This is a genomic window from Stutzerimonas stutzeri (genome assembly GCF_002890915.1).
Classification (GTDB): Bacteria; Pseudomonadota; Gammaproteobacteria; order Pseudomonadales; family Pseudomonadaceae; genus Stutzerimonas; species Stutzerimonas stutzeri_AF.
In genome coordinates this window covers 116,410-132,163 of the sequence record NZ_POUT01000004.1, presented here as the reverse complement: position 1 = coordinate 132,163, position 15,754 = coordinate 116,410, and the positions used below count along the sequence as shown (strand labels likewise).

The window sequence follows — 15,754 nt, the reverse complement described above, 5'->3', positions numbered from 1 at the left end:
CGGCCCGTTCATTTTTCGGCCGAGAGCATTCCCTGGCTCAGGGCCGGCAAGGGCTCGGGGCGACAGAGGGTGCCGCTGCCCTGCAGATAGGGCCGCAGGATCGGCGCCATGCCCTTGAGCGCCTGCACCGGCAGGGCCGAGGTGAAGCGGAAACTGTCGGCGGCGCGGCCCGGCACGTAGGCCGTCAGCGTGCCGAAGTGGTGCGGGCCGAGATAGAAGACGAACGTGGCGGTGCGGTTCATCGCCAGCGAGCTGATCAGCCGCCCGCCGGCGCCAATGCTCTGGATGCGGTTGTCGCCGGTGCCGGTCTTGCCGCCGACCCGCAGCGGGCTGCCGTCGTCCTGTACGAAGCTGCCTTGCAGGCGCCGCGCGGTGCCACCCTCGACCACGTTGGCGAGGGTCTCCTGCAGGGCCCGGGCGACTTCCACCGGCATCACCCGTTTGCCCTTGCCGGCGACGAAGCCCATGCGCGTCTCGTAGGGCGTGCCTTCGGCGAAGTGCAGGTTATCGATGCGCACGCTGGGCAGCCGCACGCCGTCGTTGAGGATGATGCCCATCAGCTCGGCCAGCGCCGCGGGGCGGTCGCCGGAGCTGCCGAGCGCGGTGGCGAGCGACGGCACCAGGTTGTCGAAGGGGTAGCCCAGCCGTTGCCAGCGCCGATGGATGTCGGTGAAGGCCTCGACTTCCAGCATGATGCGAATGCGGCTGTCGCGCGCGCTCTTGTGCCGGCTGCGGAACAGCCAGCCATAGACTTCCTGGCGCTCGGCGCGGCTGGCGGCGACCACCTCGGAAAGCGTCGCCTGCGGATGGGCGATCAGGTAGCCGAGCAGCCACAGGTCCAGCGGGTGCGTGCGGGCGATGTAGGCCTGGTCGGGCAGGCTGAAGGCTCCGGGGCCGTAGCGGGTGTAGAGCGCATCGCGCTCTTTGTCGCTCAGTTCGGTCGTCGGCAGGTGCTGTTCGAGGAACTGGTCGAAGGCGCCGCGCTCGGCATCCGGCATCAGGTAGCGGTGCACGGCCGCCAGGCGCACCGGCGTCGGCCGCATGCCCTGCAGGAAGGTCTCGATGCGCTGCTCGGCGGTCTTGTCTCGGTATTTCTTCCAGAAGCGCTGCAGGAACACCGAGCCCTCGCGGTCGGCAAAGCGGGTCAGGTATTCCAGGCGGCGCGGGTCCTTGTCATTTTTCAGCAGCTCGGCGCTGTTGATGGTTTCGTAGGTGCTGTAGCTCACCAGGTCGCGCATCAGGCGCACGAACGGCAGGTTGATCGATTCACGCAGCGCCTCGCGCACGGTGGGGATACGGCCATTGTCCTCGCGGCGGAAGTTGCCGAAGTGGTGCATCCCCGCGCCTGTGAAGAAGCGCTCGGCGGGGCTGGCCGAATAGCGTCGTTCGAGCGCGGCATCGAGCATGGCCGCGAGGCTGCGGTCGCGGGCCTGGGCGAGATAGCCGATGGCCCAGCGGCTGATGTTGGCCTTGGCGTCGATCTTGCGCAGCTCCTCGGGGCTCAGGCCGGCGTAGCGCTGGTGCAGCTCGGCGACCACTTCGAGGTAGGTGGCCAGCACGCGCAGCTTGGCGGTCGAGCCCAGCTCCAGCTTGCTGCCCTCGTTGATGTCGAAGGGCTGGTTGGTGTTGTCGGTCTGCACCCGCACGCGGAAGCCTTCGTCGCCGCGCTCGAACAGCGTGAAGCTGTAGCGCACCTCGGCGGTCTTTTCCGGCGACAGCATGCGGTCGCCGAACAACCCCATGGATTCGGCGAATTGGGGATCGGCGAGGCGCCTCAGATACTCGCTGACCTGACTCTGCAGATCACCCTGCAGCGGGGTGCTGGCGGTGAGGTCGAGACGGTCCAGGTCGTACAGCGGCAAGCCGAGCAGGCCGGCCAGGCGCATGCGCGCGACGCTGATGCCCTTGGTGGTCTCCACGGCGAGGATGGCCTCGTCGCGGCTCGGATTGTACGCCGCGATCCGCTGGCCCAGGGCGGCGTCGCGCAGCGTCGTGCCGATGAGACCGGCGTTGGCCAGCAGGCGGATGTGGCTGTCGGTGAGCCCGGCCATTTCCTCGCGGCCGCTGCTGCTGCCCAGGTAATGGGAGGGGCGCCGCTGGGCGATCAGCAGCGACAGCACCTGGCGCAGCGCCAGGCCCTGCGCCTGCAGCCCGGAGCCGCTGTTGCGGCCCGGGTCGAGCAGGCGGTTGACCTCGGCGAAGTCGGCGCCGAACCACAGGCGCAGGCCATCGGCGATGCCGTGCACCTCGCCATGCCCGGGCGCAGCGGACAGCGGCACGCTGTTCAGGTAGTCGCGCACGATGCGCTGGCGCGTGGCGAGGGTCTGCGGGCCCTCGCGGTAGGTGCGCACGCTGGCCGACACCATCTGCCGGAGTTTTTCCTGCGGGTCACCGGTGCGCCCTTCGGGCGAGTGGCGGTACTTTTCCACCTGCGTCGCCAGGGTGCTGCCGCCGGCGGCCTGACCGGCCAGGCCGAGGCGCTTCTCCAGCTGGCTGATAGCGGCCTTGGTGAAGCGCGGCCAGTCCACGGCCGGATTGGCATGGGGGCGGTCGGCGTCGAGCAGGCCACGGTCCTCGATGAACAGCAGGCTCATGACCACCAGTGGCGGGATGTCCTCGAAGGACTCGTAGTACTGGCGCGGATAGCTGTTGGCATACAGCGGCACGCCGCGGCAGTCGTTGATGGTCAGCCCGGCCTGGGCCTGTTCCGGGTAGGGCAGGAAGAAGCCGTGGCTGGCGTAATCCAGCAGGGCCGGGGAGAAGCGGGCCTGCTCCTCGATGCGGAAGTTGCGCTGTGCCAGCTGTTCGATGAAGCGCGGCAGCGCGACGTAGCCCAGCCGGCGGTCGAAGGGACCGTCGTCGGGAAACTGGATGCGTGTGCTTGGCCCCGGCCGGACGCGGTATTCGAGGCTCGCGGCATAGCGGCTCAGCCACTGCGCCTGCCATTGCGAGGTTTGCAGTTCCTGCCAGCCGAGGTAGCCGCCCGCGGCGAGCAAGGTCAGGCCGGCCAGCCACGCGAGTCTGCGGGCCCGCTTGCGGCGGCTTTTGCGTGTTTGGGATGAAAGGGGGGAGGGGGCGCGTTTGGACCGCCCTGTCTGGGATTGATTGTCGGACCGCCATACTGCGCCCATATGTGCCTGGCTTCCTAGGAGATCTCTCTGGCAAGCATAGTCGGGGCGCAGGGCGAGCGATGGTGGCTGGACGAACGGAACGGCCCGGGGCAGGGCCCTCGGTCACTTCAGCCCAGCAGAGTCGCTTGATGGGCTGAAACCCCTGGGGACGCGTAGGAGCCGGCTTGCTGGCGATCCGCGCGCAACGCCGATGATCGCCGGCAAGGACTCGGCGCCCCCCGGGCTCCTACGGGGATGGTGCGTAGAGGCTGCTTTTGGCCCGGGTTGCCTCAGAACCAGCGGTCGTTGCGTTTGCGGCCGCGGGTCAGCGTCGGCAGGATCAGGCCCAGCAGCAGCCCGGCGCCGGCGATGCTGCCGCCGTAGACCATGTATTGCATGAGCACGCGCTGGTTCTCCTCGCCCAGGCGTGCCTGGGTGGTGCGCAGCTCCGACTGGGCATCGGTCAGCTCGGCCTCGAGGGCGACACGGCGTGCGTCCAGCTCATCGATCAGCGTCTTGCGTGAATCCAGCGTCTCCTGCATGCCCTGCACACGCGCCTGCCAGCTCGCGTCGATGGTCTCCAGCTGGTCGGTGAGCTCGGCGACCTGCTGTTCCAGCTGCGGCAGGCGTTCGGCCTGGCCGGGCACTTCCTGCAGTTCCTTGCTGGGAATCCAGACGGTGCTGCCGGACTCGGAGCGCACCTGGCTGTAGTCGCCCTGGGTGCTGACCAGTTCGACCTTCTGCCCGGAGGTCAGGGTGCCGACGATGCGGTAGCCGTCGGTCGGGCCGCTGCGTACATAGGTGTTCAGGCTGTCGCTGACCCAGCGGGTATTCGATTCTTGCGCATTGACCGTACCGACAGCGCCCAGCAGCGCACCGAGCAGGCCTGCGCCGATCGCCCGGCGCGAGGCGGAAAGGGGGAGGCGGGAGAGCGTGGCAGAAAGATGGAGAGATATCGACATGAACCGTTCACGTTAATCAAGAAGAATGAAGCCGCTGATGAGCGGGGCGGTGAGGAGAGGCACCGTCTGGCGGGGCCTGCCGGAATACGCGACGGGCAGGCGCAGGACTGAAGCGGCCAGATTGGGTCGGTGGCTACGGACGGGGGCGCTTGGCGGCAGCGTTCCGAAAGGACACATAGCCCTATAGCCGTCCCGTATGGTGCATCAGCTGACAGACAGCGGGGATCGGCGGGAGTTCACCGCTTCGCGGCCGCATGTCGGCCGGGCTGAGCTCGATGGCGGCTGGCCAGCAAATCGCCGCGTTGCGATTGAACGCGCGGCCTATTGCGCATAGTCTCTCGCCCTGCTTCGAGGGCCGCCCGTTCGTCGGTGATGTCGGAGCGCACTCTTCTGGTCTGTCGGCGTCAGGTCGAATGAAATCACTGCTATATCCGGGTAGAGCGGTCGCGCTGGTTTTCCTGCTCGCCATCCTCTGCGGCAGCATCCTGCTTTCGTTGCCGGTGGCCCATGCCCATGGGGAATCCGCACCCTGGGTCACCGCCTTTTTCACCGCCGTATCGGCCGTCTGCGTAACCGGCCTGGTGGTGGTGGATACGGGCACGTACTGGTCGCTGTTCGGGCAGTCGGTGATCATGCTGCTCTTTCAGCTCGGCGGTTTCGGCATGATGACGCTGGCAACGCTGCTGGGCCTGCTGGTCAACCGGTCCTTTCGCTTGAGGACCAAGCTGATCGCCCAGGCCGAGTCCCATGTGCTGGGCCTGGGCGATATCTCGGGCGTAGCCAAGCTGGTGCTGGTGGTGACCCTCGGCATGGAGCTGGTGATCATGCTGCTGCTGACCCTCCGGCTGCACCTGTCCTATGGCCTCCCCTGGGGGGAGGCGGCCTGGAGCGGGTTGTTCCATGCCGTCTCGGCTTTCAACAACGCGGGGTTCTCGATTCATGGCGACAGCCTTGTCCGCTATTCCTCGGATGCGCTGATCCTGCTACCGGTCATGATGGCCATCGTGATCGGCGGGCTCGGGTTTCCCGTCCTCTATGATCTGCGCAGCAAATTCTCCGATCCGCGTCACTGGTCGCTGCATACCAAGCTCACCCTGTCAGGCACCGCGGTGCTGCTTGTGGGCGGCTTTCTGACGTTGCTGCTGTTCGAATGGTCGAACCCGAACACGCTCGGCCCGATGGCCTGGCCGGAGAAACTGCTGTCGGCCGCCTTCGCTTCCGTTTCGGCGCGAACCGCCGGTTTCAACTCGATCGACATCGGCGCCCTGACCCATGAAAGCTGGGCGCTGCACTACTTCCTGATGTTCATCGGCGGCGGCAGTGCCGGCACCGCCGGCGGGGTGAAGGTCGGTACCGTCGCCATCCTGGCGCTGCTGGTGATCGCCGAAATCCGCGGCAGGACCGACAGCGAGGCATTCGGGCGCAGGGTCGGAAGCTCGGCGCAGCGCCAGGCCATCACGGTGCTGGTGCTGGGCAGTGCCATGGTGGTGCTGGGTACGCTGGTCATTCTTCGCGAAACCGATTTCCCCACCGATCAGGTGATATTCGAGGTCATTTCCGCATTCGGCACCGTTGGGCTTTCCACGGGGATCACCGCCGACCTGCCCGAGTCCAGCCAGCTCATGCTGACGCTGCTCATGTACGTCGGGCGGGTCGGAATCATCACCCTCGCGGCGTCGCTTGCCCTGGGGGAACACCGCATGCCCTACCGCTATCCGGAGGAACAACCAATTGTTGGATAAATTGTTGTTTTCAGAGAAATTTTCGTTCTCTAAAGGTGACAGCGTGGTGGTCATCGGGCTGGGCCGCTTCGGCAGCTCCGTGGCGCAATCGCTGACCCGGCTGGGGCACGACGTGATGGGCATCGACCAGGACCCCGAGCCCGTGCACGCCTGGGCGGACCTGCTCACCCATGCCGTACAGGCCGACTCCACCAACGTCATGGCGTTGCGGCAGCTCGGCGTCGCGGACTTCGCCCACGCCATCGTCGGTATCGGCACCGACCTGGCGGCGAGCCTGATGACCATCATGGCCCTGACCGAACTCGGCATCCAGGACATCTGGGTCAAGGCGCTGACCGCCGAGCATGGCCAGATCGCGATGCGTATCGGCGCTCACCACGTGGTCTATCCCGAGGCGGACATGGGCGAGCGAGTGGCCCACCTGATCACCGGAAGAATGATTGATTTCATCGAGTTCGATGACGGGTTCGCCATCGCCAAGATCCATGCCCCTGAACGGATTCACAACAGCACGCTGGCGAACGCGGCCGTGCGCGAGAACTTCGGCGTGACCGTCGTTGGTCTGAAGCGTGCCAACGAGGATTTCCAGCATGCCACGCCAAGCACCCAGGTGCTGCCCGGCGACCTGCTGATCGTGTCGGGCCCCACCCACCAGATCCAGCGCTTCGCCGGGCAGGGCCGGTAAGGCTTCCTCGGCGTGGTCAGCCGCTGACGATCATCTCCGGCTGCATTGCCTGCGTGGCGGGCAGCACGCGGATGGCGACGAATTTCGAGGTCGGCGTATAGCTGCGGTCGCCAAAACTCTCCAGCGGCACCAGCGGGTTGGTTTCCGGGTAATAGGCGGCGGCCTGGCCCGGCGGGGTGTCGTAGGCGAGCAGGGTGAAGCCGCTTACGCGTCGCTCGATACCGTCGTCCCAGAGCGAAATCAGATCGACCTGCTGGCCCGCCTCCAGGCCCAGGCGCTGGATGTCGGCGGGGTTGACGAACACCACCTCGCGCATGCCCTTGACGCCGCGGTAGCGGTCGTTCAGGCCGTACAGCGTGGTGTTGTACTGGTCGTGGGAGCGTAGCGTCTGCAAGATCAGATCGGCGCTGACGCCGGGCTGGCGCGCTTGCTCCGGCAGCAACTCGGCGGGCAGCGCATGCGCCTTGAACGCGGCGCGGCCGCTGGCGGTGTTCCATTCCCGGCGCGCGGCCGCGTTGCCCAGATAGAAGCCGCCAGGGCGATGCAGGCGGTGGTCGAAGCCGGCGAAACCCGGGATGGTCGCCGCGATCAGCTCGCGGATTCGTGCGTAGTCCTCCACCAGCCATAGCCAGTCCACCGGGCGCTTGCCCAGCGTGGCGGCGGCGATGCCGGCGATGATCGCCGGCTCCGAACGCATCTGCGCCGACAAAGGCTCCAGCTGGCCCCGGGAGGCGTGGATCATGCTGAACGAGTCTTCCACGGTGACCGCCTGCGGGCCGCAGGCCTGGCGGTCGATGTCGGTGCGGCCGAGGCAGGGCAGGATCAGCGCGTCGCGGCCGACGGTCAGATGGCTGCGGTTGAGCTTGGTGCTGATCTGCACGGTCAGCGCGCAGTTGCGCAACGCCTGGCGGGTGCGCGGGCTGTCCGGCGTGGCCTGGGCGAAGTTGCCGCCCAGGCCGATGAATACCTGCACCTCGCCGGCCAGCATGGCCTGGATGCATTCCACGGTGTTGTGCCCGGGCTGGCGGGGCATCGGCAGGGCGAAATGGCGCTCCAGCGCATCCAGTAGCGCGGCCGGCGGGCGTTCGTTGATGCCCATGGTGCGATCACCCTGCACGTTGCTGTGGCCGCGCACCGGGCAGGCACCGGCCCCAGGCTTGCCGAGGTTGCCGCGCAGCATCAGCAGGTTGGTGATCTCCTGGATGGTCGCCACCGAATGATGGTGCTGGGTGATGCCCATGGCCCAGCAGACGATGGTGCGCCCGGCGTCGCGGTAAACCTGCGCGGCATGGCGGATTTCCTCGCGGCCCAGCCCTGACTGCTGCTCGATCTGCGGCCAGGGCGTGGCATCGATCGCCTCCAGATAGGCATCGACGGCATGGGTGTGTTCGGCGAGGAAGGCCCGGTCGAATACTGCCGGGTCGCAGCTGAGCAGGGCTTCGCGTTCCCATTGCAGCAGGTACTTGGCGATGCCGCGCAGCACCGCCAGGTCGCCGCCGAGATTGGGCCGCAGATAGGCGCTGTGGGTCGGCGCGTCCTGGTTGGCGAGCATCTCGATAGGCTTCTGCGGATGCTGGAAGCGTTCCAGGCCGCGTTCGCGCAGTGGATTGAAACAGACCACCTGGGCACCGCGCTCCAGCGCCTGGCGCAGCGGTTCGAGCATGCGCGGGTGGTTGGTGCCGGGGTTCTGGCCAAGTACGAAGATCGCATCGGCGTGGTCGAAATCTTCCAGCGTTACCGTGCCCTTGCCGACACCGATGGATTCGGTGAGGGCGACGCCGCTGGCCTCGTGGCACATGTTCGAGCAGTCGGGAAAGTTGTTGGTGCCGAAGCTGCGGCCGAACAGCTGGTAGAGGTAGGCCGCTTCGTTGCTGGCCCGGCCGGATGTGTAGAAGGCTGCCTGGTGCGGGCTGGCCAGGCCGTTCAGGTGTCGCGCGATCAGCGCGAACGCATCATCCCAGGTGATCGGCCGATAGCGGTCGCTGGCCGCGTCATAACGGACCGGTTCGGTGAGGCGCCCCTGGTATTCGAGCCAGTAATCGCTCTGCTCGCGTAACTGGCTGACGCTGTGGCGGGCGAAAAAGGCTGCATCCACGCGGTGGCGCGTGGCTTCCCAGTTCACCGCCTTGGCGCCGTTCTCGCAGAACTTCACCGCGCCGGCCTCCGGCGAATCGCCCCAGGCGCAGCCGGGGCAGTCGAAGCCGCCGTTCTGGTTGGTCTTGAGCATGGCGCGGATGTTCTTCAGCGCATTGCCGCTGCCGAGCCAGGCGCTGGCCACGCTGCGCAGGGCGCCCCAGCCGCCAGCCGGGCCGGCGTAAGGCTGGAAGCGGGTGGCGGGATGGAAGCGGGACGTGCGGCTCATGGGTGGCATCCGTTCTGGTCGGGCAGCGCAGGCGCAGGGCTGTAGACCCGCGGCGCGCTGTGGTGGGGCAGATGAATGAGGTTGAGGTGGTGCTGGCGCGCCCACTGCACGGTGAGCTGGGTCGGTGCCGAGAGGCTGACCAGCGTGCCGATGCCGGCGCGCACGGCCTTGTGGATCAATTCCAGGCTGCAGCGGCTGGTGACCACGACGAAGCCTTCGCTCGGCTTGCGGCGTTGCAGCGTCAGCGCGCCGATCAGCTTGTCCAGCGCGTTATGCCGGCCGATGTCCTCACGGCAGAGGGCGATCTTTCCGTTGCCGTCGACATACAGCGCCGCGTGCAGCGCACCGCTGTCGCGCGCCATCAGCTGGGCGCTCGCAATGCGCTGGCGCAGCTCATGGAAATGCCCTTCGGGTGGCAGTGCTGTCGGCTGCAGCGGCACCAGCTGCGGCAGTGCCTGATCCAGCGCATCCACCCCGCAGAGTCCGCAGCCGCTGGTGCCGGCGAGCTGGCGACGCTGCTGCTTGAGTGTCCAGAACGCCCGCGGGCTGACCTGTACGTCCGCGCGGCGAGCGCTGCCGTCGCCGAGCAAGCGCAGGTCACGCAGGTCATCGAGTCGCTCGATCAGCCCGCCAGCGAGGCTGAAGCCGACGACGAACTCTTCCAGATCCTGCGGCGTCACCATCATCACGGCATGGTTCAGACCGTTGTAGCTGATGGCCAGCGCGCATTCCTCGGCCAACAGCGCAGCGCGTGCATCGTGCGGTTCGGCGGAGTTCAGAGTGGCGTAGAGCATGGCGGCTGCCTGCGACAGGTCGACGCAGGCAGCCTAGGAGCGCCGGTGCCGGCCGTCCAATCGCTATGTCCGATGGTGTGATCGATGGCGTCGATCACCAGCCCCTTTCATCGCTGTTGCAGCAGTTCGCGGGCCTCGTTGAAACAGGCCTCACCCAGTGCGGATCGCGGAGAGTCGCGCCGCAGGATCAGCCCCAGCGGCGCCAGAGTGCTGGCATTGTCGATAGGCGTCAGCGTCAGCCGGCTGTCCAGGGCCTCGAGTCCGCTATCGAGCGGCATGATGGCGCAGCACAGACCGGCGCCCACGGCCTGCAGCAGATGATGTACGGCATCGGTCTGCAGCCGCGGCGCAAGGCTCAGGCCACGGCTGCGCAGCGCGTGGTCGATGGACTGGCGAAAGTGCATGCCGCCGGTCAGCAGGCCCAGGGGCAGGCCAGCCAGGGCCTCCCAGCTCAGCGAAGGGGCATCGAAGCGGAAATGGCGCTCGTCATGCAGCAGGCCCATGCGCGTTTCGCCGAGGGGCAGGCTGGCGAAGTGCGCGTCGTCGAGGCGCTCCAGATAGGACAGGCCGAGATCCAGCAGATTACGGCTGAGTCGCTCGAGAATCTGCTCGCTGCTGAGTGCGAACAGCTCGAAACGCAGGCTCGGATGGCGTTCGCCGAACGCCCGTACCAGCTGCATCGGGTCGAACCCGGCCAGCGGCACTACGCCCAGGCGCAGCGTGCCGACCAGCTGGCCGCGGCAGGAGGCGGCCTCGGTCAGCAGTCCGTCCTGAGCGGCCAGCAGGCTACGCGCCCAGGCCAGGATGCGCTCACCTTCGGGCGTGAAGCCTTCGAAGCGCTGGCCACGAATCACCAGCTGCAGACCGAGCTCGTCTTCCAGGGTGCGCAGGCGCATCGACAGCGTCGGCTGGGTGACGTGACAGCGCGCCGCCGCCTGGCTGAAATGCCGCGTTTCGTCGAGCGCCACGAGAAACTTCAGCTGCTTGATGTCCATGCCCGGTCCGTTTGCATCGAAGGTAGTGCGGGCCGAACCTTAGCATTTCCTCAGGGCGCGTCGAACAGTGGCTGCAGCCCGCTGGGCACCACGCCTGTCCAGCGCTTGAAGGCGCGGCGGAAATTGGTGGTGTCGTTGAAGCCCAGGTGCCGCGCCACAGCCTCGTTACCCAAGCCACAGGCCTGGTAGAGGTAGAGCGCGACGTGCTTGCGAACCAGGTCCAGTTGCTCCTGGAAATGCGTACCGTGCTTGGCCAGCTTGCGCTTGAGCGTCGCCGGGCTCATGGCGAACGCGACGGCGACGCGCTCGAGATTCAGCGGCTCGCGGATGTGCGCCTCCAGGTACTGGTAGAACGCATCGAGAAAGGCGCACGGCCCGTCCAGCGCATCGATCTGTTGCTGGCTGGCCTGCACCGCGACCTGGCCCACGGTGGTCGACGCCTCCGGCCAGGGCTGATGCAGGTATTCGCGCGGCAGACTGAGCAGGGTCAGCTGGCGGTCGAACTGCAGCGCATCGCCCAGATGCACCCAGTACTGCTCGATGTGCCGCGGCTGCGCATAGGCGAACTGGAAGCGCCAGGGCAACCGCAGACCGGAGCCGCGTTTGCACAGCGCGACGATGGCGGTCAGGTGCGCCTCCACGAGAAACCGCTGGTGCCGCCCACTGGCGCCACCATCCAGCCAGTACAGGTGAATCTGCCGCTCATCCAGCAGCAGCCTTGGAGCCAGCAACGGGCAGAGCAGGGCGCGGAACTGACAGAGGCGCTCCAGCGCCTGCTCGAGATTGCCGGCATTGGCCAGCGCCAGGCTGACTTCGCCGTAATGGCCGGGCAGCAGGCGCTGGCCGAAGAGGAAACTGCTGTCCGCTGCGCCGAGCAGGCGTTCCGCGTTGCCGATCAGGGTCAGCAACTGCGCCGGGCTGACCCGCGCCCGGCCACTGGCGATGTCTTCGTAGAACAGCCCGCTGCCGCGCAGCAGCGCGTGGCTGTCGATGCCGCGTGACAACGCCAGGTCCAGCAGGACCGCCGGCTGGTGATGCGCGGCGATGAAGCGGCTGTCCCACTCGTACCAGCGTAAGGGGCTGTTCATGGTCGTCTCAGGCGCAGCGCGGCAGTGACTGCTTGGCCTTGGCCAGCGCGAGGTTGAGGCGCTGGAGCAGCTGCTCGGCATCGTCGTCGAAGGCCATCACCACCGCGGTGCTGGCGCGCAGATGCAGGCGCTCGCCGTGCTGGCGGGTCTTGTGCGCGAGGCTGGCGACAGCGGTCTGCAACTCCTCGGCAAGCTGCCGCGCCTGTTGTTCGGCGGTGTCCGGCAAGAGCACGACGAAGCGATCGCCGGCCAGGCGGCAGAGCAGGTCCTGATGACGAAGGTTGAGCACCAGCAGCTGCGCCACGGCCTGCAGCACCAGATCGCCCTCGGCCTGGCCGTAGCGCTGGTTGACCCGGCTGAAGTCGTCCAGGTCGATCGCCAGCAGAGACAGCGGGCGCTGCTCCTCGTTGGCCAGGCGCAGGGTCTGGTCGAGCTGCCGCCGCAGGTATTCGGCGGTGCTCAGCGGGGTGAGGTTGTCGAACAGCCGATGTTCGCGAAACAGCCGCTCGCGCTTGCTCATCTGCGCATTGATGGCGCGCTGCTCCTGGTTGAAGTGATAGAGGCCGACGGTCAGGAGGATCAGGCCGACCGGCATCGGCGCGGTTTCCAGCCAGTTGTCCCAGGAAATCGTGGCGGGCAGCTGGATGAATTCGTCGAGCGTGTCCATCCACCAGGAAAAGCAGATGCAGGCCAGCCCCAGCGCCAGCAGCCGTGTCACCCGACCGGCGGGGCGGCTGTGCAGCAGCATCACCAGCCAGGCCAGCGCCAGGACCGCGCTGCCGCCTTCGCCGGCTACGTCCATCCAGTCGATCGCGGCCCACGGCTTGATCTCGCCGGCGGCCAGCAGCACCTGCAGGCCGGCGTTGGCGGCCAGGGCCAGACCCAGCAGGGTGAGGGTGTGGAGTTTGAGTAGCGACTTCATCGAGGGGCTCCGTGGCCAGGCATGGGTGCACGGAAACAGACCGATATGACGGTTCGATGAAGCGGCCGGGGGTCGATTCGGCTCAGGGGAGTTTCGATTGGGGGTGTGAATTATCCGGGGCCGGGCTTGGGGGCGGAGCAGGAGTGGCGGATGAACGTTTTGGTTTCATTGGAGGCTTCAGGCTTCAGGCTTCAGGCTTCAGGCCTTTGGCAGCCCTGCGGCCTGCATCGCCGCGGGGTCGCGCCTCCCACAGGAGTACGGCGTGCACAGGCTGCTCTTGTGGGAGGCCCGACCTCGGGGCGATGCTCTTTGGGCCCTCCAGCTTCCAGCCGTAGGACGGGTGAAACCCGCCGATACGGAGCTGCCATCCCGCTGGGTCGGCGGGTTGCAACCCGCCCTGCACCGCTACACCGCCAGGTCATATCGGCTCAATATCCCGCTGAAAACCCTCCAGATCACCGCATTTGCGCCGCTTGCCGCCGCGCCTGTCACAGAACCGCCATCTGCCCCGCCTACCGTCCGCTGCAGTTTCCGGGATGGGCCCGGCCAACACAGTTCGGGGGGATTGTTCATGAGCACATATCGCAGCGGCGGCCAGCGTGCCGGTTTCAGGATCAGCCTGCTGGCCCTGGCTGTCAGCGCCGGTTCGGCCTGGGCCGAGGAGCCGCTGGTCATGGAGCACGTCGAGGTCATCGGCCAGGCCGTCAGCATCGACGAGGCACTGAAGGACCAGCGCAGTTCCGACAGCGTCAAGAGCGTGGTCCACGCCGATGGCATCGGTCAGCTGCCGGATGACAACGCCGCCGAAGCGCTGCAGCGCATTCCGGGGATCTCGGTGGAGCGCGACCAGGGTGAAGGGCGCTTCGTCAGCGTGCGTGGCATCGCGCCGGACCTGAACAGCGTCACCATCAACGGCACCCTGGTGCCCTCGCCGGAAAGCAAGCGCCGCGCGGTGGCGCTGGATGTGCTGTCGTCCGAGCTGGTGCAGTCGCTGTCGGTGGTCAAGACGCTCACCCCGGACATGGACGCCAACTCCCTGGGCGGCACCATCGAGGTGGAAAGCCTCTCGGCGTTCGATCATGACGGCCTGTTCTACAGCATCAGCGGCGAGGGCAGCTACGACGAGAATGTCGAGAAGACCAGCCCGAAGTTCTCCGGCGCGATCAGCAACCGCTTCAGCCTTGGCGATGGCGTCGACAACTTCGGTGTGGCCGCAGCCCTCAGCTGGCAGGAGCGCAAGTTCGGTTCAGACAACGTCGAAACCGGCGGCAAGTGGGACTTTGCCGACGATGGAGCACGCCTGGAGGAGTTCGAGCAGCGCGACTACGAGATCACCCGCGAGCGCACCGGTTTCGGGCTGAACTTCGACTACAAGCCGGATGACGTCAGCAGCTATTACCTGCGTACGCTGTACAGCCGCTTCAAGGACACCGAAACGCGCAACGCCGCCGGCGTGGAGTTCGAGGACGCCCAGTTGCCCGGCGAAACCGGCGATGCCGAAGGCTGGCGCGAGCTGAAATCGCGCGAGGAAACCCAGACCATCCAGTCCTACGTGTTCGGCGGCGAACGCATGATGGGCCTCTGGACCCTGAGCGGACAGGTCGGCTACAGCCAGTCCCGCGAGCGCAATCCGGGTGGCATCTCCGGCGCGACCTTCGAAGGCGACTTCGCCGACGCCGGCTTCTCCAGCAGCCGCAAGCCGCGCCTGACAGTGGATTCGGCCTTCTACGATCCGGCTTCCTTCGAGCTGGATGAAGTGGAGTGGGAGAAGAGCGATACCCGCGACCGGGAGAAGAATATCCGCCTGGACCTGGCCCGCGACTACGACATCCAGGGCTACGCGGCGCAGGCCAAGTTCGGCGGCAAGCTCAGCCGCCGGCACAAGGACAACGACAGCGAGGTCTGGGTCTATGACGACTTCGACGACCTGACTCTGGCCGATTTCCAGGGTGGCAACGTCGACTACGCGCTCGGCCGCTTCGGCCGCGGCATCAGCGCCTCGGCGATCAAGGGCGTCATCGCCGGGCTGGACGCCAGCGAGTTCTACGACGAGGAGGAGTCGCGCATCAATGACTTCGACATGCACGAGGACATCAATGCCGCGTACCTGATGAACACGGTGGACGTTGACCGCTGGCGTGTCATCGCCGGCCTGCGCTACGAGGGCACGCGCTTTCGCGCCAAGGGCACCGGCATGCGCGACGACCAGTTCGAGTCCATTTCCAGCAGCAACGACTACCACCACTGGCTGCCCGGCCTGCACGTGCGCTACCAGCTGACCGATGACACGCTGATCCGCGCCGCATGGACCAACAGCGTGGTACGCCCGACCTTCGGCCAGCTGGCACCCGGTTTTGTCATCGATGGCGACGACGCCGAGTTCGGCAACCCCGATCTCAAGCCGCTGGAGTCCGTCAACTACGACCTCGGCATCGAGCACTACATGGGCCGCGCCGGCGTGGTGTCCGCCTACCTGTTCTACAAGGACATCGACAACTTCATCTACAACACCGACCTGGCCGGCACCGGCCAGTGGGCCGCGTTCGACGAAGCGCTCAGCTTCCAGAACGGCAGCAGCGCCAAGCTCTACGGGCTGGAGCTGGCCTACTCGCAGAAGCTCGACTGGCTGCCGGCGCCGTGGAACGGCCTGTTGCTGGGCGCCAATGCCACCTTCAGCAAGTCCGACGCGGACATCGAGGGGCAGGGCATGCGCCGTAGCATCGACCTGCCGAACCACTCCGATACGGTTGGCAACCTGATGGTTGGCTGGGAAAACGACAAGCTGAACCTGCGCCTGGCCGCCAACTACAAGTCCGACTACCTGTACGAGGTGGCCGGTATCGATGACAAGGCCCACGACCTCTACGTCGACGACCAGCTGTTCGTCGACTTCAAGGCCGGCTACTTCCTCACGCCGAACCTGCAGCTGACCTTCGAGGCGCTGAACCTGACGGACGAGTCCTACTACGTCTACACCGGACACCGCTCCTACAACGCCCAGTACGAAGAGTACGGCCCGACCTACAAGCTCGGCCTGACCCTGACTCACTTCTGACCCCTTGCCGCTCCGGTGCCCGCCGTTCCCCTTTACGGC

General features: G+C 66.8%; 10 protein-coding genes. 3 read left to right on the top strand and 7 right to left on the bottom strand.

Annotated features, from left to right (window positions below):
* Positions 1-8: 8 nt before the first annotated feature.
* Positions 9-3,131 carry a transglycosylase domain-containing protein gene (locus tag CXK94_RS09610; RefSeq protein WP_102894158.1) on the bottom strand — a complete coding sequence of 1,041 codons (3,123 nt, stop codon included), beginning with the start codon at positions 3,129-3,131 and terminating at the stop codon, positions 9-11.
* Between the two features lie 269 nt (positions 3,132-3,400).
* A complete protein-coding gene (locus tag CXK94_RS09605) occupies positions 3,401-4,066 on the bottom strand; it encodes a TIGR04211 family SH3 domain-containing protein (RefSeq protein WP_256046029.1) in 666 nt (221 codons plus the stop codon).
* Positions 4,067-4,485: 419 nt separating this feature from the next.
* On the opposite strand from CXK94_RS09605, the gene CXK94_RS09600 reads away from it, so the two are divergent.
* Together CXK94_RS09600 and CXK94_RS09595 are read left to right on the top strand one after the other, a co-directional pair.
* Positions 4,486-5,814, top strand: coding sequence for a TrkH family potassium uptake protein (locus CXK94_RS09600; protein ID WP_102894156.1), 1,329 nt, complete (start codon positions 4,486-4,488; stop codon positions 5,812-5,814).
* Positions 5,804-6,499 carry a potassium channel family protein gene (locus tag CXK94_RS09595; protein WP_037041750.1) on the top strand — a complete coding sequence of 232 codons (696 nt, stop codon included), beginning with the start codon at positions 5,804-5,806 and terminating at the stop codon, positions 6,497-6,499. Before CXK94_RS09600 ends, CXK94_RS09595 begins: the two co-directional genes overlap by 11 nt.
* Positions 6,500-6,515: 16 nt before the next feature.
* On the opposite strand, the gene CXK94_RS09590 is transcribed toward CXK94_RS09595, so the two are convergent.
* The 5 genes from CXK94_RS09590 to CXK94_RS09570 all read right to left on the bottom strand — a co-directional run bounded on the left by CXK94_RS09590 (position 6,516) and on the right by CXK94_RS09570 (position 12,660).
* Positions 6,516-8,861, bottom strand: coding sequence for an FdhF/YdeP family oxidoreductase (locus CXK94_RS09590; RefSeq protein ID WP_102894155.1), 2,346 nt, complete (start codon positions 8,859-8,861; stop codon positions 6,516-6,518).
* Positions 8,858-9,655 (bottom strand): formate dehydrogenase accessory sulfurtransferase FdhD, encoded by a 798-nt coding sequence (fdhD, locus tag CXK94_RS09585; protein WP_019407583.1) that lies wholly within the window; start codon positions 9,653-9,655, stop codon positions 8,858-8,860. The genes CXK94_RS09590 and fdhD overlap by 4 nt, the downstream gene beginning before the upstream one ends.
* Before the next feature lie 107 nt (positions 9,656-9,762).
* Positions 9,763-10,650: a LysR family transcriptional regulator gene (locus tag CXK94_RS09580; RefSeq protein ID WP_102894154.1), complete on the bottom strand. Its 888-nt coding sequence runs from the start codon at positions 10,648-10,650 to the stop codon at positions 9,763-9,765.
* A 50-nt stretch (positions 10,651-10,700) separates the two neighbouring features.
* The gene (locus CXK94_RS09575) at positions 10,701-11,738 is read right to left on the bottom strand and encodes an AraC family transcriptional regulator (RefSeq protein WP_020306228.1); all 1,038 of its coding nucleotides are present in this window, start codon (positions 11,736-11,738) and stop codon (positions 10,701-10,703) included.
* A gap of 7 nt (positions 11,739-11,745) precedes the next feature.
* Complete coding sequence (locus CXK94_RS09570) at positions 11,746-12,660, bottom strand: GGDEF domain-containing protein (RefSeq protein WP_102894153.1); 915 nt, start codon at positions 12,658-12,660, stop codon at positions 11,746-11,748.
* Between the two features lie 571 nt (positions 12,661-13,231).
* Between CXK94_RS09570 and CXK94_RS09565 the strand changes: the two genes are divergently transcribed.
* A complete protein-coding gene (locus CXK94_RS09565) occupies positions 13,232-15,715 on the top strand; it encodes a TonB-dependent receptor (RefSeq protein ID WP_102894152.1) in 2,484 nt (827 codons plus the stop codon).
* Positions 15,716-15,754: the final 39 nt, after the last annotated feature.

Bases quoted from the DNA above. Each gene is read 5' to 3' on its own strand.
- CXK94_RS09590 (WP_102894155.1), bottom strand. From the start codon at position 8,861: ATGAGCCGCACGTCCCGCTTCCATCCCGCCACCCGCTTCCAGCCTTAC.
- CXK94_RS09570 (WP_102894153.1), bottom strand. From the start codon at position 12,660: ATGAAGTCGCTACTCAAACTCCACACCCTCACCCTGCTGGGTCTGGCC.
- CXK94_RS09600 (WP_102894156.1), top strand. From the start codon at position 4,486: ATGAAATCACTGCTATATCCGGGTAGAGCGGTCGCGCTGGTTTTCCTG.
- CXK94_RS09580 (WP_102894154.1), bottom strand. From the start codon at position 10,650: ATGGACATCAAGCAGCTGAAGTTTCTCGTGGCGCTCGACGAAACGCGG.
- CXK94_RS09565 (WP_102894152.1), top strand. From the start codon at position 13,232: ATGAGCACATATCGCAGCGGCGGCCAGCGTGCCGGTTTCAGGATCAGC.
- CXK94_RS09575 (WP_020306228.1), bottom strand. From the start codon at position 11,738: ATGAACAGCCCCTTACGCTGGTACGAGTGGGACAGCCGCTTCATCGCC.
- CXK94_RS09610 (WP_102894158.1), bottom strand. From the start codon at position 3,131: ATGGGCGCAGTATGGCGGTCCGACAATCAATCCCAGACAGGGCGGTCC.
- fdhD (WP_019407583.1), bottom strand. From the start codon at position 9,655: ATGCTCTACGCCACTCTGAACTCCGCCGAACCGCACGATGCACGCGCT.